Source organism: Janthinobacterium longum, from assembly GCF_051380735.1.
Taxonomy (GTDB): Bacteria; Pseudomonadota; Gammaproteobacteria; order Burkholderiales; family Burkholderiaceae_D; genus Janthinobacterium.
Genome location: NZ_JBNYXQ010000002.1, coordinates 172,237 through 190,350, shown reverse-complemented (window position 1 = coordinate 190,350; position 18,114 = coordinate 172,237). Strand labels below are relative to the sequence as shown.

General features: G+C 64.6%; 17 protein-coding genes. 5 read left to right on the top strand and 12 right to left on the bottom strand.

What is annotated here, in order from left to right:
• The first annotated feature begins 126 nt into the window (after positions 1–126).
• The 5 genes from ACQ4WM_RS09150 to ACQ4WM_RS09130 all read left to right on the top strand — a co-directional run bounded on the left by ACQ4WM_RS09150 (position 127) and on the right by ACQ4WM_RS09130 (position 5,173).
• Entirely contained in the window at positions 127–1,203 is a 1,077-nt protein-coding gene (locus ACQ4WM_RS09150) for a CobW family GTP-binding protein (RefSeq protein ID WP_436546392.1), read from the top strand.
• A 476-nt stretch (positions 1,204–1,679) separates the two neighbouring features.
• Positions 1,680–2,132 (top strand): RNA polymerase-binding protein DksA, encoded by a 453-nt coding sequence (dksA, locus tag ACQ4WM_RS09145; RefSeq protein WP_436546391.1) that lies wholly within the window; start codon positions 1,680–1,682, stop codon positions 2,130–2,132.
• Positions 2,133–2,310: 178 nt separating this feature from the next.
• Positions 2,311–2,847, top strand: a complete 537-nt coding sequence (gene hslV / locus ACQ4WM_RS09140; RefSeq protein ID WP_065310218.1) for an ATP-dependent protease subunit HslV — start codon at positions 2,311–2,313, stop codon at positions 2,845–2,847.
• A 39-nt stretch (positions 2,848–2,886) separates the two neighbouring features.
• Entirely contained in the window at positions 2,887–4,242 is a 1,356-nt protein-coding gene (gene hslU / locus ACQ4WM_RS09135) for an ATP-dependent protease ATPase subunit HslU (protein WP_436546390.1), read from the top strand.
• Positions 4,243–4,420: 178 nt separating this feature from the next.
• Positions 4,421–5,173 (top strand): helix-turn-helix domain-containing protein, encoded by a 753-nt coding sequence (locus tag ACQ4WM_RS09130; RefSeq protein WP_436546389.1) that lies wholly within the window; start codon positions 4,421–4,423, stop codon positions 5,171–5,173.
• Positions 5,174–5,222: 49 nt separating this feature from the next.
• Here ACQ4WM_RS09130 and ACQ4WM_RS09125 read toward each other — a convergent pair whose 3' ends face one another.
• From ACQ4WM_RS09125 to gspH, 12 genes are read right to left on the bottom strand one after another with little or no spacing between them, the layout of a single operon-like run.
• On the bottom strand, positions 5,223–7,466 hold the full coding sequence (locus ACQ4WM_RS09125) for a patatin-like phospholipase family protein (protein ID WP_436546388.1): 2,244 nt from the start codon (positions 7,464–7,466) through the stop codon (positions 5,223–5,225).
• Positions 7,467–7,495: 29 nt separating this feature from the next.
• Positions 7,496–8,095 (bottom strand): type II secretion system protein N, encoded by a 600-nt coding sequence (locus tag ACQ4WM_RS09120; protein WP_436546387.1) that lies wholly within the window; start codon positions 8,093–8,095, stop codon positions 7,496–7,498.
• An 18-nt stretch (positions 8,096–8,113) separates the two neighbouring features.
• Positions 8,114–9,334, bottom strand: a complete 1,221-nt coding sequence (gene gspF, locus ACQ4WM_RS09115; RefSeq protein WP_436546386.1) for a type II secretion system inner membrane protein GspF — start codon at positions 9,332–9,334, stop codon at positions 8,114–8,116.
• Between the two features lie 10 nt (positions 9,335–9,344).
• Positions 9,345–10,772, bottom strand: coding sequence for a type II secretion system ATPase GspE (gene gspE, locus ACQ4WM_RS09110; protein ID WP_436546385.1), 1,428 nt, complete (start codon positions 10,770–10,772; stop codon positions 9,345–9,347).
• 10 nt (positions 10,773–10,782) lie between these two features.
• Positions 10,783–13,050, bottom strand: a complete 2,268-nt coding sequence (gspD, locus tag ACQ4WM_RS09105) for a type II secretion system secretin GspD (protein ID WP_436546384.1) — start codon at positions 13,048–13,050, stop codon at positions 10,783–10,785.
• A complete protein-coding gene (gene gspN / locus ACQ4WM_RS09100; protein WP_436546383.1) occupies positions 13,047–13,823 on the bottom strand; it encodes a type II secretion system protein N in 777 nt (258 codons plus the stop codon). Before gspN ends, gspD begins: the two co-directional genes overlap by 4 nt.
• Positions 13,820–14,353: a type II secretion system protein M gene (locus ACQ4WM_RS09095; RefSeq protein WP_436546382.1), complete on the bottom strand. Its 534-nt coding sequence runs from the start codon at positions 14,351–14,353 to the stop codon at positions 13,820–13,822. The genes gspN and ACQ4WM_RS09095 overlap by 4 nt, the downstream gene beginning before the upstream one ends.
• Positions 14,350–15,597 carry a type II secretion system protein GspL gene (gspL, locus tag ACQ4WM_RS09090; RefSeq protein ID WP_436546381.1) on the bottom strand — a complete coding sequence of 416 codons (1,248 nt, stop codon included), beginning with the start codon at positions 15,595–15,597 and terminating at the stop codon, positions 14,350–14,352. The genes ACQ4WM_RS09095 and gspL overlap by 4 nt, the downstream gene beginning before the upstream one ends.
• 19 nt (positions 15,598–15,616) lie before the next feature.
• A complete protein-coding gene (gene gspK, locus ACQ4WM_RS09085) occupies positions 15,617–16,591 on the bottom strand; it encodes a type II secretion system minor pseudopilin GspK (RefSeq protein ID WP_436546380.1) in 975 nt (324 codons plus the stop codon).
• Entirely contained in the window at positions 16,588–17,235 is a 648-nt protein-coding gene (locus tag ACQ4WM_RS09080) for a PulJ/GspJ family protein (RefSeq protein ID WP_436546379.1), read from the bottom strand. The genes gspK and ACQ4WM_RS09080 overlap by 4 nt, the downstream gene beginning before the upstream one ends.
• Entirely contained in the window at positions 17,235–17,618 is a 384-nt protein-coding gene (gspI, locus tag ACQ4WM_RS09075; protein ID WP_436546378.1) for a type II secretion system minor pseudopilin GspI, read from the bottom strand. Before gspI ends, ACQ4WM_RS09080 begins: the two co-directional genes overlap by 1 nt.
• Positions 17,618–18,103: a type II secretion system minor pseudopilin GspH gene (gene gspH / locus ACQ4WM_RS09070; protein WP_436546377.1), complete on the bottom strand. Its 486-nt coding sequence runs from the start codon at positions 18,101–18,103 to the stop codon at positions 17,618–17,620. The genes gspI and gspH overlap by 1 nt, the downstream gene beginning before the upstream one ends.
• Positions 18,104–18,114: the final 11 nt, after the last annotated feature.

Here is an 18,114-nt window from a genome sequence, read left to right as displayed (position 1 = left end):
CAGTGCTGGCGTGACCCATATCAAGCCGATTCCGGCGCATTTGCAAGCATTTCCAAAATTCCGGCATAATCGTCCGGATACGCCCGCTGGCAACGGCAACACCGACTCACCGCACAGGTACTCCACATGGCAATGATCCCCGCTACCATCCTCACCGGCTTCCTTGGCGCCGGCAAGACCACTTTGCTGAACCGCATCTTGCAGGAAGACCACGGCATGCGCATCGCCGTGATCGAAAATGAATTCGGCCAGGAAAACATCGACAATGAAATCCTGGTGCAGGACAGTAGCGAACAAATCATTGAAATGAACAACGGCTGCATCTGCTGCACCGTGCGCGGCGACCTGATCGTGGCACTGACGGCGCTGGCGCAAAAACGCGATGCGGGCACCTTGTCGTTCGACCGCGTGGTCATTGAAACGACCGGCCTGGCCAATCCCGGGCCGGTGGCGCAAACCTTTTTTGTCGACGAAGAAGTGGGCAGCCACTATATGCTCGATGCCATCATCACCGTGGTCGATGCGCGCCATGCCATGCAGCAACTTGACGACTATGAGGAAGCCCAGCGGCAGGTGGGCTTTGCCGACAAGCTGCTGCTGTCGAAAACCGATCTGGTCAGCGAAGATGAGCTCGATGCTCTCTCCCGTCGCCTGAAACGCATCAATCCGCGCGCACCGATCGGCAAAGTGGACTTCGGCCGCGCACCGCTGGCCGAAGTGCTCGATATCCGCGGCTTCAACCTGAACGAAAAGCTGGAACTGGACCCGGACTTCCTGGCTACAGAAAGCGCGCACGTCCATGATCACGACCACCCTCAGGAAGATGCACACCAGCACGCACACGAACACAGCGACGCCTGCGCCACCGATTGCGGCCATGCCGACCACCACCATGGGCATCACAGCGACGATATCGCCGCCTTTGTATTCAAAAGCACGCAAGCGTTCGACAGCGCCAGGCTCGATGAATTCCTTGGCGGCCTGGTGCAGGTATATGGTCCGCGCATGCTGCGCTACAAAGGGGTGTTGCTGATGCAGGGCGCCGAACGCAAGGTGGTGTTCCAGGGCGTGCACCAGCTGATGGGCAGCGACCTGGGTGCCAAATGGGCCGAAGGGGAAGTGCGCGGCAGCAAAATGGTGTTTATTGGCAAAAATCTACCGAAAGATATTTTTATTCGCGGACTCGAACAGTGTTTGGTATAAACTAGCCGGGTTTTGCGATTTACCCATTGCAAACAGGCAAGGGAAAGTCAAGCATGCTCTCCCGCCGTCCGCAGGCAAACTTCCCGCAATACGCTGCGCAGCGACGACAGATGATCGCTCAAGCAACAAATCGGGATGGCAATATACGGCAAAGCGTGCCAAAATCAGCGACGAAAACAGCTCCTGTCGTGAGCCTGTCATGAAACACTGGCAAACTGCCGATGGCGGAACGCCAGGCATGAAACCGATCCACCCAACAAGCCCGTCAGCGCGCCTGTAGCGAGACTGGCATAAAGCGGTAAAAAGTTATCAACATGGCACCATGATCGGATGATAGTCCGGGCCGGTGCTGGCAAGCCAAGGTCGCAAGCAGACCATCCGGACAGCAATGCCCGGCGGAACCTGTGCAGTTGCTCGGCATCGCCGCATCAACTGATCAATTTGAAAACTCTGTCGTATCGAAGGTAAGCGAAGTCATGACCAAAACTAATAAATCGACCCCAGCCGCCAATCAGGACATTCCTGTCATCAGCGAAGATGCGATTCGCGCCATGAGCGAGGATGACTACATGAATCCGGCGCAACTGGCATTCTTCAAGGCACGCCTGCAACAGCTGGAAAAAGACCTGCTGAAAAACGCCGGCGAAACCACCGAACACCTGCGCGAAACCGTGCTGGTACCTGATCCGGCCGACCGTGCCACCATCGAGGAAGAGCATGCGCTGGAGCTGCGCACGCGCGACCGCGAACGCAAATTGCTGAAAAAAGTACAGCAATCAATCGCCAGCATCGACGGCGGCGACTACGGCTGGTGCGAAGAAACGGGCGAGCCAATCGGCATTCCGCGCCTGATCGCGCGCCCTACCGCCACCCTGTCGCTGGAAGCCCAGCAACGGCGCGAACTGAAACAGAAGCTGTACGGCGACTGATACTTCAGCTGTCCCGACGCAGGAAAAAAGCATGCAGCTTCGGCCGCATGCTTTTTTTTCGTCCCGCCCCAGCCATGCCCGTATCGCTTGCAATTGCCTGATCCATCCCCACGTTTGAGCCATCAGCGCGCAATCAGCCCATTCTGCGCGAGTCTGCAGCACACTTTTTGAGGTCAATATGGAACAATTTCACGGCACCACCATCCTCTGCGTACGGCGCGGCAAGCAAGTCGCCCTCGGCGGCGACGGTCAGGTAACACTCGGCAATATCGTCATGAAGGGCACCGCCCGCAAAGTGCGCAAGCTGTACCAGGGCAAGGTCCTGGTCGGCTTTGCCGGTGGCACCGCCGACGCCTTTACCCTGCTCGACCGCTTCGAAGGCAAGCTGGAAAAACACCAGGGCAATTTGCTGCGGGCCTCGGTGGAACTGGCCAAGGACTGGCGCACCGACCGCGTGCTGCGCCGCCTGGAAGCGATGCTGCTGGTGGCCGACAGCGAGTCGACCCTGGTGATTACCGGTAACGGCGACGTGCTGGAACCGGAAGACGGCATCGGCGCCATCGGTTCGGGCGGCACCTACGCCCAGTCGGCAGCCAAGGCGCTGCAGGAAAACACCGACTTGTCGCCGGCCGAAGTGGTCAAGAAATCGCTGACCATCGCCGGCGAGCTGTGCATCTATACGAACATGTCGCACATTATCGAGACGCTGGACTAAGCGTCCCCGAGCCAAGCATACAGAAAGCCAACTATGATCATGAACATGACCCCGTCGGAAATCGTTACCGAACTCGACAAACACGTGGTGGGCCAGGCCAAGGCCAAGCGCGCCGTTGCCATCGCCTTGCGCAACCGCTGGCGCCGCCAGCAGGTGGCCGAGCCGCTGCGCCATGAAATCACGCCCAAGAACATCCTGATGATCGGCCCCACCGGCGTCGGCAAGACCGAGATCGCGCGCCGCCTGGCCAAGCTGGCCGAGGCGCCCTTCATCAAGATCGAAGCAACCAAATTTACCGAAGTCGGTTATGTGGGCCGCGATGTCGACACCATCATCCGCGACCTGATCGACATCGGCATCAAGCAGACCCGCTCGCTGGAAATGAAGAAGGTGCGCGCGCGCGCCGAAGACGCGGCCGAAGACCGCGTGATCGATATCCTGGTGCCGCCGGCGCGCGACTTCGGCTTTACGCCGAACACGGCGGCAGCGGTAGACTCCGGCAGCGGCGACAACACGCGCCAGACCTTCCGCAAGCGCCTGCGCCAGGGTGAACTGGATGACAAGGAAATCGAGATCGACCTGGCCGAAGCGGGCCCGCAGATCGAATTCATGGCGCCACCTGGCATGGAAGAGATGACCGAGCAGATCAAGTCGATGTTTTCCGGCGCGGGCGGCGGCGCACGCAAAAAGGCGCGCAAGGTCAAGATCAAGGAAGCCTTGAAACTGCTGGTCGAAGAAGAGGCAGCCAAGCTGGTCAACGAAGATGAACTCAAGCAGAAAGCGATCCAGAACGTCGAGCAGAACGGCATCGTGTTTTTGGATGAGATCGACAAGATCGCCTCGCGTTCGGAATCGGGCGGCGCCGATATCTCGCGCGCCGGCGTGCAGCGCGACCTGCTGCCGCTGGTCGAAGGCACCACCGTCAATACCAAATACGGCATGATACGCACCGACCATATCCTGTTCATCGCCTCGGGCGCGTTTCATTTGTCGAAACCGTCGGACCTGATCCCGGAACTGCAAGGGCGCTTCCCGATCCGGGTGGAACTTGAATCGCTGTCGATCTCGGATTTCGAACGCATTCTGACCAGCACCGACGCCTGCCTGACAATGCAGTACGAAGCGCTGCTGGCGACCGAAAACCTGAAGCTGCAGTTCGCCCCCGAAGGTATTACGCGCCTGGCCGAAATCGCCTATTCGGTCAATGAGCGTACCGAAAACATCGGCGCGCGCCGGCTGCATACGGTGATGGAAAAGCTGTTGGAAGAAGTGTCGTTTACGGCCAGCGAAGGCAGCAGTACTGGCGAGAACCTGCTGGTGATCGACGCCGCCTATGTCAACGAACGCCTCGAAGCGCTGTCGGTCAACGAAGACCTGTCGCGCTACGTGCTGTAAGCGGCAAGGTCCGGGCAGCAGCGCAGGCCGCCTGCGGACGCCCGGTCGGGCGTCCGCGATCAAGCCAGTTGCACAGTTTCACCCTGTTTCCCGCAAAGTACCATTTGCTTGTGCAAAGTGTCGTAAGCAGCTACATTTGGTAGCGTAAAATGCGACCTATCTTGCATAAAGGGAAATCATGAGTACACCCGAGCTGGTCTTGCGCGTGCTGCGCGCCGAGTTGCGCGCCGTCGGCATGACCTACAAAGTGCTGGCCGAACGCATCGGCATGAGCGAATCGAGCGTCAAGCGCATGTTCGGCCAGCACGACATGTCGCTGTCGCGCCTGGCCCTGATCTGCAAGGCGGCCGGCATCGCCATGGAAGACGTGCTGCGTGGCGCGGCCGACATCACGCCGCATGCCGACACGCTGACGCTGGTGCAGGAAAAGTCGCTGGTGGCGCAGCCGCGCTTGCTGCTGGTGGCAATCTGCTGCCTGGGGCACTGGAATCTGGAACAAGTGGTGGAAACCTATGCGCTGACGCAGGCCGAATGCATCGTCTGCCTGGCTGAACTGGACCGCCTGGGACTGATCGAATTGAAGCCGCTGAACCGCTACAGCCTGCGCGTGTCGAATGCCTTTCACTGGCTGGCCGACGGCCCGGTGCAGCAGTACTTCCGCGAACATGTGGTGGCCGATTATTTCAGCGGCCATTTCGATGGCGCCGGCGAGACGCTGATGTGCATCCCAGCCCGCCTGAGCCTGCCCAGCGCGCAGGAGATGGTGCAAAAGATCCGCCAGCTGGCCGAGGAACTGGCGCGGCTGCACCAGAGCGACCGGCGTCTGGCCCCGCCCGAGCGCGACGGCTTTACCCTGCTGCTTGGTTTCCGCTCATGGGAGTTTGCCGCGTTTACCGCGCTGCGCCGGCAGCAGGTAGCTGGTAGCAGGTAGCTGGTAGCTGGTAGCAGGTAGCAGGTAGCAGGTAGTAAAAAAGCGCACCTCACCAGGCCGGCCCGAGGAACAAATAAAGCGTGCTCTCGCCGCCCTTCGAGGCGCCGCCAGCCATGTACACGGGACCGAAGCGGGTGTCGACCGAAATGAAGGCGCTGCCGGCCTGGGTGAATTTGCTGGCCTTCCAGCGTTCGCTCTGGTCAAAACCGCCGCCCATTTCCAGCGAGAAACCGGCCCGCACGGCGCCCCCAAAAGTGGCCGGCAGCGAGCCGATACGGCGCGCCATTACCAGCCTGGCCAGCCCCACGCTGCGCCCCGTCACCGATTCGAACTGCGTACCCGACAGGCGCAAAAAGCCGCCCAGGTTCAACGGCGCCTCGCCTTGCTGGGCGCGCGCCCATTCGGCATACACATGACCGGCCCAGTTGCCGCGGCCGAAGGCCTTCAGGGCCGTCACGGCCGAGCGGCCCACGCCCGCTTCGCCGACGCCGGGTGACGGCGAGTGCATCCAGGTCGCATCGAACAAGGCGCCGCGCGTGGGAAAACCCGTGCCGTCGAGCGTGTCGACGCGGAACTGCACAAACTGGTTGGTGCCGAGCGCGCGTTCTTCCGGCACGCCGGGGTCGGCCGGGATCACCAGGCTGCCTTTGACCTTGCTGCGCGTGACGCCGACCTGCAGGTCGCCCCAGTAGCCAAACTGGCGGCCCAGCACCAGCGAGGCGCCATGGCCGCGATAGGCCATGCGCGCGCTGCGCCGGCCCTGGTCAAACAGGTCGACCGCCGACGAGGTGTATTGCAGGCTGGGCGCGATATACCACGGGTTGCCGGCCCCCAGCGGCTGCCAGAACTGCACGCCGAAGTCGCGCGTGGTGCCGATCTGCGCCATGCTGCGCAGCTCGCCGCCCCAGCTGTTCAGATTCGAGGCCACATGCAGCAGTTTCAGCGCGTACGTGTTGCTGTCCTTGAAGTCGCTGCCCAATTCGAGCCCCACGCGCAGGCGGTTGCTGGCCCACGGCGCTTCGACCGCGTTGATGGTCACCGTGCGCTGTTCGCCGGCGTCGACCACCGAGGTCTCGACGCGGGCGATATCGCCGCGGCCATACAGGCGCGCCGCCGCCGTCTGCACGTCGGCCTGGCTTACCAGCTGGCCTTGCACCAGGCCCGACTGCGCCTGCAAGGTGCGCGGATTGATGTCGCCTTCGCTTTCCACCGCCAGGCGCGTCAGCGGCAAGGCCACGTCCAGCAGGGCCGGCGCGGCCAGGCGCAGTTGCTCGCGCGCCGCGTATTGTTCCGGCGACAGCGCCAGCGGCGCCAGGCGCGCGGCCAGCGCCTGCGCCGCCTGTTCGCCGGCGCGCATGGCGCGTGCATAATTGGCAAAATCGAGAAAGCTCACGCCACTCAAGTCCGGCGCCACCAGGATATCGTCGGCGCGCAGTTCCTTCAGCGAGCGCTGCACGTTCTGTTCGGTGAGTATCTGCAGCATCTGCTGTGCCACGCCGATCGCACTGCCCAGCTCTTTTTCCGGCGCCAGCGGCGTGCCGACATTGACGGCAATAATGATGTCGGCGCCCATGGCGCGCGCCATGTCCACCGGAAGGTTGCGCACCAGGCCGCCATCGACCACCAGCCGGTTGTTGACGCGCACCGGCGAAAACACGCCCGGCACGGCCAGCGAAGCGCGCATCGACAGGAACAGAGGCGTATCGACCAGTTCCACCAGTTCGCCATTGACCAGGTCCGAGGCCACCGACCGAAACGGCAGCGGCAAGGCGCTGGCCGGGCGGTCGCGCATGCCCGGCGGCAGCAAGCGCGTCAGGGCCACCTCCAGCGCCGCATTGCTGGCAGCGGCCGGCGGCGTCGAAATGCCATCGCGGCTGACCCCGAACTCGATGCGCGAAGCGAGCAGCAAGTCTTCCTCGCGGCGCCGGAACGCCAGCTCCTCGCGGGGCGGACGGTCGGCCACCACGCGCTGCCAATCGGTTTCGCGCGCCATCTTTTCCAGGTCCGCCACCGAAGCGCCGGCCGCGTAGGCGCCACCGACCACGCCGCCCATGCTGGTGCCCACCACCATGTCGACCGGCACATGCAATTCCTGCAGCACTTTCAGCACGCCGATATGGGCAAAGCCGCGCGCGCCACCGCCCGACAGCACCAGCGCCACGCGCGGACGCGCCGATGGGGCTGGTGCGGCGGCTACTGCTGCATCCGCTTCAGGCGCGGCATGGACGGCAGCGGACGGCAGGCAGCACAGCGCTGCCACGCAGCCGGCAAGGACGGCACGAATGGACAACATGGGTACTCCCGGGAAGATGGCGCGCAGGCTCAATGCGCCGGCGAATTCGGCGGCGGCTGGTTGGTGCTCACCTGCCCGGCGGGCGCCACCGTCACCGGCGGACGCTGCGCTTCCATCGGCAGCGGCGGCGGCACCAGCGAATTGTTTGGCGCCTGCTGCGCCGGCACCGGCGCTGGCGTGGGCGTGGGCGTGGCCACAGGCAGCGGCGTCATCGACGGCAGCGCCAGCGACTTGTCGTCGGCCACCAGGTCGATGCGACGGCTCACGCCGCCGTCCTGCAGCAGCACGTAGCGCGCCTGGACTTCGCGCACCGTCACGCCGGGCGCCACCTCGAAGCCGGTCGGGTAGGCCTTGGCCGGCTGGCCGTCGGTGGCGATAATGGCCACGGCACCGCGACCATTGGCCGGCGCCACCACGCCGCGCAACTGGTAATTGCTGGCGGTGGCCACGCTGACCTGGCCGCCAAACAGCGCGGCGCCCGCCTCCACGCTGGCATCCTGCACCACAGGCACAGGCGGCGGATTGATCGGCCGTTGCGGCGCCTTGAACAGCTGCATGGCCCAATAGGCCAGCGACACGGACAGCGCCACCAGGGCGAGCAAAGTTACAAATTGAGGCAGACGCTTCATGATTTTCCAGATTCTTTTTTAACGCACTAACTGATTGATTTCAATAATCGGCATCAGCACGGCCAGCACGATCAGCAGCACCACCACGCCCATCGCCAGGATCAGGGCCGGCTCCAGCAGGCCGGCGATGGTCAGCGTGCGGCGTTCAAGGTCCTGCTCCTGGGCGCTGGCGGCGCGTTCCAGCATGGCCGGCAACTCGCCGGTGATTTCGCCGGCCCGTATCATGTGGATCAGCATCGGCGGAAAGTGCTTTTGCGCCGACAGCGCGCGCGCCAGGCTGACGCCTTCGCGCACGGCGCCGCTGGCCTCGGCCACCAGCTCCTGCATCGCCACGTTGGTCAAGGTGTCGCGGCTGGTGTCGAGTGCGCGCAAAATCGGTACGCCCGAACCGGTGGTAATGGCCAGCGTGCTGGCGAAGCGCGCCGTGTTCAGGCTGCGTTCGAACTTGCCATACAAGGGCGCCGTCAGCAGCCAGGTATGCCAGCGCCGCTTCAGCGCCGGCTGCTGCAGCGCGCGCCGCCATGCCACCCAGGCGCCAACCAGCGCGACAGCGACCAGCAGGCCATAATTGCGCACGAAGTCGGACAGCGCCAGCATGATCACGGTCAGCAGCGGCAGCTTCTGCTTGGTATTGGCAAACACCGAGACGATCTGCGGCACCACGTAGGTGAGCAAAAAGATCACGATGGAAAACGCCACCACCGTGACGATGGCCGGGTAGGTGAAAGCCAGCTTCACCTTCTGCACCAGCCCATTACGCCGCTCGATATAGTCGGCCAGGCGCGACAGCACGCGCGACAGGTGGCCGATCTGCTCGCCCGAGGCCACCAGCGCACGGTAGATCTCGGCAAAGTCGCGCGGATGGCGCGACAGCACGTCGGAAAACGCCGCGCCGCCAATCACTTCGGAGCGGATCGAGGCGATCAGGTCGCGCAAGTAAGGCCGTTCGGCCTGTTCCAGCAAGGCGGAAAATGCCTGTTCCAGAGGCAGGCCCGCTTCGAGCAGGCTGGCCAGCTGGCGTGTAAACAGCGCCAGTTCGGTGCTCGACAGGCGCTCGCCGAAACCGCGCCGTTTGGTCACCCCGGCCGCATCGACTTGCGCCGCGATCAGGTCGACGGCCAGCGGCACCAGGCCTTGCAGGCGCAGTTCGGCACGCGCGGCGCGCGGACTGTCGGCATTGAGCACGCCCTTGCGGGTGGCGCCGACGGCATCGACGGCTTCATAACGGAATGCGGGCATGGTGGCGGGCCTAGTCTTTGGTCACGCGCAGCAGCTCGGCTTGCGTGGTGGTGCCGTCGCGCAGCCAGCGTTCGCCGTCCTCGCGCATGCCGGTCATGCCGTCGCGCAGGGCGACGGCGCGCACTTCCGCTTCCGAGGCACGGTTGTGGATCTGCGCGCGGATCTGCTCGGTGGTACGCAGCAGTTCATACACACCGACGCGGCCCTGGTAGCCGGTGTGGCCGCACTGCTCGCAGCCGACCGCCTGCCAGTACTGGCTTTGGCCATCGAAGGTCTTGCAGGCGCCGCACAATTTGCGCACCAGCCGCTGCGCCAGCACGCCCAGCAGCGACGACGACAGCAGGAACGGTTCGATACCCATGTCGAGCAGGCGCGTGACGGCCGCCGAGGCGTCGTTGGTGTGCAGGGTCGCCAGCACCAGGTGGCCCGTCAGCGAGGCTTGCACCGCGATCTGCGCCGTTTCCAGGTCGCGGATCTCGCCGATCATGATCACGTCCGGGTCCTGCCGCAAAATCGCGCGCAGGGCCTTGGCAAACGTCATGTCGATACGCGGGTTCACCTGCGTCTGGCCGACGCCCGCCAGGTCATACTCGATCGGGTCTTCCACCGTCAGGATATTGGTGGTGGTGGCGTTCAGCATCGACAGCGCCGCATACAGGGTGGTGGTCTTGCCCGAGCCGGTCGGGCCGGTCACCAGCACGATGCCGTGCGGCTGGTTGATCAGGCCGTCGAACTGCCCCAGCATGGGCGCGCTCATGCCCAGGTGCTGCAGGTCGAGCCGGCCCGCCTCTTTGTCGAGCAAGCGCAATACCGCCCTTTCGCCGTGGCCGGTCGGCAGGGTCGAGACGCGCACGTCGACCGGCTTGCCGCCCACGCGCAGGGTGATGCGGCCGTCCTGCGGCAGGCGCTTTTCGGCGATGTCGAGCTGCGCCATGATCTTGATACGCGAAATCAGCGAGCCGTGGATGGCCTTGCGCGGGCGCACCACGTCGCGCAGGCTGCCGTCGATGCGAAAGCGCACCACCGAGGTCTGCTCGAACGGTTCGATATGGATGTCGGACGCGCCTTCGCGCAGCGCCTGCGTCAGCAGCGCGTTGATCATGCGGATCACCGGCGCGTCGTCTGAGGATTCGAGCAAATCCTCGATCGCCGGCACGTCCTGCAGCAGCTTGGTCAGGTCCAGGTCGGCGTCGAACTCATCGGCCATCTGGGTCGCGTTGCCACCGCCGCCGGCATACGCGCCGGCGATCGCCGCATCAAGTTCCTCGCGCGGCAACACCTTCAATTGAACCTGGCCGAAACGGCGCGACACTTCGGCAATCGCCGACGGCGGCGTCGACACGGCCACCAGCACCTCGACCGCAGCGCCGTCCTGCGCGCCGGCCCGGGCCAGCAGGCCAAAATCGCGCGCGTAGGCGTAAGGAAGCAAATTACTCATGGCTGGCCGATCACTGTTGCGGAGGGTTTTGCAAATTCTGCTGCTGATTTTGCTGATATTGCTGCAGCATCGTCGGTGGCGTGGCGGCGTTGGCCGGCGCGCCTTTCGGCGGCAATGGCGCAGCCGGCACCGGGCGGGTGACCATATTGCCGCCGATCGGCTGGCCGTCCTGCAGCGCCGGCAATACCGGCGTACCGAGGTCTTTCAGCATCAGATTGCCGGTGGCCGGCACGGCCGCCGATTCGGCCGAGCGCATGTAGTCGTAGCGGTCGGCTGCCAGGCTGCCGCTCTGCTCCTTGTTGCGCACGATGACCGGACGCAAAAAGATCATCAGATTGGTTTTCGTGCGTTCGCGCGTCTGGTACTTGAACAGATTGCCCAGCAGCGGTATATCGCCCAGGCCGCGCACTTTTTCTGCATTGTCGCCGGTATTGTCCTCGATCAGGCCACCCAGTACGATGATCTGGCCATCGTCGGCCAGCACATTGTTTTCGATCACGCGGTTGTTGATGGTGATGCCGCTGACCGCATTGGTGGTCGATTTATCCACGCTCGAGGTCTCGTGGTAAATCGCCAGCTTGATGGTGCCGCCTTCGGAAATCTGCGGACGCACTTTCAAGGTCAGGCCCACGTCCTTGCGGTCGATGGTCTGGAACGGGTTGGTATTGGTGCCGGACGAACTGGTGAACTGACCCGTCAGGATAGGCACGTTCTGGCCCACTTGCATGGTGGCCAGTTCGTTGTCCAGGGTGACCAGGTTCGGCGTCGACAGGATATTGGCGTTGCCGTCCGATTCGAGCGCATGGGCCAGCGCACCGAGGCCCAGCGCGCCATTGATCTGTTTGAAGATGCCCAGGGTCAGGCCACCCGTCGGCAGCACGGCGCCCTTGCCGGTGGCCAGCGCGGCGATATTGTTGCTGGTGCCGCTGGCGAAGGACTGCAGGGCGCCGACGCGGTAGTTGCTGTTGCTGTCACCGGACAGCCCCAGCCACTGTACGCCGAATTCCGAGGCCTTGGTCGACGTCACTTCGACGATCAGCGCCTCGATATATACCTGGGCGCGGCGCACGTCGAGCTGGTCGATCACGGCGCGCAGGTTGCGGTAGACGGCTTCGTTGCAAGTGAGGATCAGGGTATTGGTCGACGCATCGGCCTGGATGAAACCGGCCGCGCCGCCCGAAGACAGCGGTTGCGGGCCGTTGTTGAGCGAAGCGCCGCCGGTGGCGCCGCCTTGCGTGTTGCCGCCCATGCCGGAGCTGTTGATGCCGCTGATGTTCTGGGTCTGGTTATTATTGCCCTGTGTGCCGGTATTAGTGCTGGCGCCTTGCTGCGCCGTCGCGGCCGAGCCGTCCGAGGTCACCACCGAGCGCAGCGTCTGCGCCAGCTTGGTGGCGTCGGCGTTCTTCAGGTAGACCACGTGCACATTGCCCAGCTGCGTGGTCGGCTGGTCCAGCTTGGCGATCAGCGACTTGGCCAGGTTGGCGCGCGCTGCCGACGGCGCGCGCAGCACCAGCGAATTGGTGCGCGGATCGGCCAGCACCGATACCTTGCCCGTATCGGCGCCGCCAGCCGTGCCGGTACCGGCATTGCCGCCCTCCATCAGCTTGTTCACCATCGAGGCCAGGTCGGAGGCGATCGCATAGCGTACCGGGATCACATCGAGGTCGGCCGATGCCGGCACGTCGAGCGCAGCGATGATTTTCGCCATGCGCTTGAGGTTGTCGGCGTAATCGGTGATCACCAGCGAGTTGTTGCCAGGGTTGGCGTTGATCGTGTTGTTCGGCGAAATCAGCGGGCGCAGCACGGCCAGCAGGTTGGCCGACGATTCGTAGTTCAGGTAAAACACCTGGGTGGCGATCTGGTCGCCCTTCACCTGAGCCGCGCCATTGCCGACCTGGGTCGGCACCGACTGCAGCTTGGCGTCCGCTTCCGGCACCACCTTGGCGTAGCCGTCGCCCGACACCACCGCATAGCCTTGCAGGCGCAGGGCCGAGGCCAGCAGCGCAAAGGCCTGCGTCTTGCTGATCGATTTTTCCGACACCAGCGTGATCGTGCCCTTGACGCGCGGATCGATCACGAAATTGATGTTGGTGTAATGGCCCACCGCCTTGATCACCGACTCGATATCGGCAGCAACGAAGTTCAGCGCCGCCTCGTCGCCGGGCGCGGACCAGGCGGGCGCCGGCAGGCCAGCAACGGAACAGCACAACAGGGCGGCGGCAGACAGGCGGCGCAGCGAAAAAGTAGATTTAATTGGGCTCACGGATGATTTTTTCATTGTCTAAACTCTAGGGCGATGATGTTTTTTTCGCTATTGCTACGGCGCTGTCCCAGCAAATTCAACAAACTCGCCAAGGTCTCTTCATATCCTGCTGCGGCCTGGGCCTGGCCGGAAAACTGCATGCGCCCGTGATTCAGGCTGCCGCTGCCGTCGAGCAGCAAGGGGCCCTTCATGGAACGCAAGGTCAACCGGGCCTGCTGCCCCTGCCAGTCGAAATCGAGTTCATAACTGCCCAGCGGGCGCAGCGACGACAGGCGCGAAGCCATGTCCGTCATCTGCAAGGTGGTGCGACCAACCGCCGAAAACTGCTGCTGCTCCAGTGCCAGCTGCAAGGTACTCCACGACAGGCGCATGCTGCCGGTCGGCGCCACCGTATTCAAGGGGGCGCCCAGGCCGCCCAGGCCATCGGCCGGCAGCAGCAGCGCCGCCGGGCTGACCTGCCAGTGCGACATGGAGCCACGCAGATTGACCGGCTGCGACAGCGCCTCGGCGTTTTGCAGCTCGACGTCGACCGAGCCCCACAGCACCGACGGCGCAATACGCCAGTTGAAGCGGCCAGGCAACAGCGGCGTCACGGCGCCGCCGGCACTGGCCGCGCCGCCGATAAAGGCCGAGCCGCGCCACAGGGTACCTTGCGCGTCGCCCAAGGTCAAACGCCCGCCGGTCTGCTTTTCAACGATGCTGGCCACCCAGGCGGCCGGAAAAAAAACCAGCAGGGTCAGGCAAACGCTGACGACAATCGCCAGCAACCAGAGCGCGCTCCGCTTCATCGGGTCACGCCCGGGCTCTGGTGCAGCGAGATGGTGGCATCGACCAGCCCCGCCTTGCCTTGCGCCGTGATCTTCGCATCCTGCACCGCGATGCGGCCTTCGCGGCGCAGGCCGTCGAGCCACAGCATGACGCTGGAAAACGGCACGCCGGCCAGCTGCACGCGCGCATATTCCCCCGTCAGCGACAGCGATTGCGGCGCCAGTGCTCGTGCACGCAACGAGGCGTCGAGGCCCTCGCGGTTCATCGGCGCCACCTGTACCGGCGCCTGGCGCGACAATTCTTCAGCTTCGCGCGCCAGCGACTGCAGCACGGCCGCCTTCTGGCGCAGCTCGGGCAAACTCTTTTGCAGCGCAATACGGCCATTCCAGGCCGGTTCGAAAAACGCTGCATACACCAGCGCCACGCCGGCCACCACTGCGCCAATCGAAAGCAATTTGCGCTCCTGCGCCGTGCGCCCGGCCCAGAATGCCTGCAGCCACTGCTGGCGCGTGGCAACCAGCGCCCGGCCCTTGTTCAATACGATGCTCATGCTGCTGCTCCCTTGACGACCGTGGCCACCGTGATTTTCCAGACCCCGGGCTCGGTTTCGTTCAGGTCCAGCTTGCGCGCGGCCAGCCCCTGTTTCACCTGCGCCTGGGCGCTGGCGTCGACCGTATCGGGCTTGATACGCACGATCAGGCTGCGTTCGCGGTATTCCAGCGAGGCCACCACGCCACGCCCGGCCAGACCACCCAGGGCCTCGCCCAGCGCCGCGCTCATGCTGGTGAAGTCGTCCATGCTGGCCTGCCCCCCCTGCAGGCGGGCCGCAGCGATATTGCGCCGCATCTGTTCCTCTTCCAGGCCAAACACCGGCGCCTCATTCGGGTAAGCCGCCTTGAATGTCTGCTGCATCGAGGTATTCACGGTGGCCACTTCGCGCTTCAGGCGCGACCACTCGATATTGATGCCGACCAGATTCACGATCACGGCCGCCAGCGCCAGTCGCAATGGCCAGCGCCAGCGCGACCAGTCGCGCGCGGCGCTGCCGCCCGCCCCCAGCGCCGGCGCCAGGTCCAGCGCGGCAGTGCGGCTGGCGGAGATCCAGTGCGCCCAATGCTCAAGCTCGACGGTGACGCCGGCCACATCCTGCGCCAGCTGTTGGTATTGCGCCAGTTCGTCCTGCGCCACATATATGGTCATGGGCACGTCGCCGGCAAACGCGCGCGTGGTCGCCAGCGCCTGTTGCGCATCAAACGGCAGCACCAGGCCCAGGCCTTCCTGCGGCGCCTGGCGCAAGGCCAGTTCGATGCCCTGGCTGCCCGTTTGCAGGCTGGCCGCCACGCCACCGGGCGGCAAGGGCAGGCACAGTTGCGACGGCAGCACCGCCACCTTGCGCGCGCCCTGCGCCAGCAAGGCCTGCACCAGCACTTCCACCCAGGCGCGCTGCGCCACAGCCACCGTGCGCAGGCCGGCGGCGTCAGGCGCGCCGGCGGCCAGCACGCAGTCCTGGGCGTCGCCCAGGATATGTTCTTCCACCAGGCCAGGCAGCGCCGCGCGCAGGCGCGCGCCGGCCAGCGGCGGGGTTTTCAGGCGCAGCAACGTTACGTCGGCGGCCGCCAGCAGCAGCACCACGCGTTGGGCGCCGGCGATCAGCTGGCCCAGGCTGCCCAGGGCGGCGCTGCCCTGCTGCTGCAGCGCGCCGCCGCCATCGCCGGCATGGGCCAGCACGAAGGCGCAGACGGCCGCACCATCGGTGGAGGCCTTGGCCGGGTGGCGGATATACAAAGTTGTCAAAGGGACTCGCTTTCAGGTTTTAATTTTCCCGCAACCAGACCAGGCTGGTGGTGCGCTGTGGATTCGGCTGGCGCCACACCAGCGCCTGCGCGTCGAGCGCGGCGCGGTCCAGCCGCACCCGGATTACGGTAAGAAAGTACTGGCTCTTCACATCGAGCAACACGCCATCGATCTGCTTCTTGCCATTGATATTATTGAGGAAATTGGCTTGATCGACAAACTTTTTGCGCGGGTTCGACAAGGTCAGCGCGCTGGCCTCGGAGACCGACATATCGGTGACGGCAGCGAGCACTTCGGCCGAGGCGGTATTGACGTTGACCGCCGTTACCTGCGGCAGCACGATCACGTAATCGCGCAGCTTTTCGATCACTTGCGGGGTATAACCGGGGACCGCCAGCAAATCCTCGATCTGCGTCATGGCTACCGGTTCGCTGCTGCCGCCACTGCCGGAGCTGGTGTCGGTTTTCTTGTCGCCGCCATCAGGCGTGGCACGAGCCTTGGGCCTGGCGCGCGCTACCGCGTCGGCCGTGGCGCGCGCCAGGCCGCTGTCGAGTTGCAAATTGCCCAGCAGGCGCTGATAAGCCTGCAGCTGCCCGGGGCTGGGCGCTCCCGTGATATCGACCAGGTTGGTGAGGTTGAAACGCGCCTGCGCGTCGAGCGCGCGGCCCGACACGGTAGCGTCGAATTTTTCCATCTCGACCTTTTCACGGTCCACATAATCGTCGAGCCGCGCTTCCTCGATCGGCGTGGCCCAGATGCCGTCAAGCGCCGTCAGGGACGGATTGTCCTGGCGCAGCCAGAAGCGGGCAAAGTCGACCATGCCGCGCATGGCCCACTGCGTCTGCAGGCGCTGGCGCTGGTTTTCCATCGAGCGCACCTGTACCTGCTGCTGCCAGAACAGGCTGGCCACCACCGTAATGGCCAGCGCCGTCAGCAGCAGGGCCGTGATGACGGCCACGCCGCGCTGGCGGGTGGGAAGTCGATGCGACTTCATCCCGGCCCCAGCAAAAATACTTTGGACAGGCCAGCCGCCTGGCCCGGCAATTGCAAGGTCACTTCCAGGCCGGCCAGGTCGTCGGTCTTGCTGCCGGCGGCCAGGGTGATCCAGTCGGGCGGCGCGTTGCTGGTCGGCTTGCGCTGGCCACGCATCACCATGCTGTCGACGCCGCGCAGCAGCACCACGCTGGCATTGCCGGTATCGGTGTCGTCGCGCGCCGCCTGCCACAGGGTGTCGAGCACGGCCAGGTCGCGTGTGCCGTTCGACTCGCGCCGCGTCAGCACGCCGCCGACCAGGCGGTAAGTGACTACCTGCAGCTGCTGCGGCTGCTGCTCGGCAACCGCCTGGCGCACCAGAATCAGGCGGTCGGTCTCGGCCGACAGGTTGGCGCGACCATTGAGCAGGGTATTGGTGCTGGCACTGACGGAAGTGGCGCCGGCCAGGTGGTCGCAATCGCTCTGCATCTGCGCGAATGTCAGCTGCATGCCGCGCGACTGGTCCAGCTGGGCATTGAGCACTTCGCGCGAACGCACGATGCTGTCCAGGCCACGCCAGCCCAGCACGGCGACCATGGCCAGGATGCCGATCGCCACCAGCAGTTCGATCAGCGTGAAGCCGGCGGCGGAGCGTGGGCGCGCCATCAGTCGTTGAACGACAACAGGACCAGGCGCACGATGCGCCGGGCCGGGTACTGCGCGTCATAGACATTCACACGCACCTGGCGCATGCGCGGATTCGGCGTGGCCACCACTTCTTCCTCGCAAATCAGTTTCAGGTCGCCCTGCGGGCAATCCTCGGTGCGCTTGCCGGTTTGCGGAAAGCTCTTCGCCAGGCGCAGGCGCACCAGATGGTTTTCTGCCGACCAGGTGGCCATCATGGCGCTGCGCAGGCCGTCGCTGTTCTGTGTCAGGCTGCCGACCGCGCGCAAGGACGCGCCCAGCGCGGTGCCGACGATCACCAGCGCCACCAGCACCTCGAGCAGAGTGAAGCCGCGCTGACGCCGGGGGCGGGGAAAAAATCGCATTATTGTTCGACCGTGAAGTGGCCGATGCCGTCGGCACGGATCGATACGCTGCGCTCGCCGCTGGCCAGGGTCAGCACGAAGGGCTTGTCGACCGGCTCGCGGCCGAACACGATGCGCAGCGGCTGGGCCGCGCTGGTTGACGGCTGCACGCTGAGCAGCATCGGCGTATTGGCAAAGCTGCGCTCGCGCAGCAAGTCATCCTTCGTCACGGCTTGCCACAGTTTTTCATTGAGCACCAGGAAACGGTACTGGTTTTCATCGGCTTCGAAGGCCACCTGCCGGCTGCGCACGATGGCTTCGTCGCGCGCCAGCTGCAGCAGCAGGGCGATGCGCTCGGCCTCTTTTTGCAGCGCCTGCTGGCCATTCGGCATGGCATTGAGCGACACCAGCCCCAAGGTGACGCCAATGATGACCATCACCACCAGCAGTTCGATCAGCGTGAAGCCGCGCTGGCGCAACTGGCGGCGAGTGCTCATGGCAGGCATGAAATAGAAGC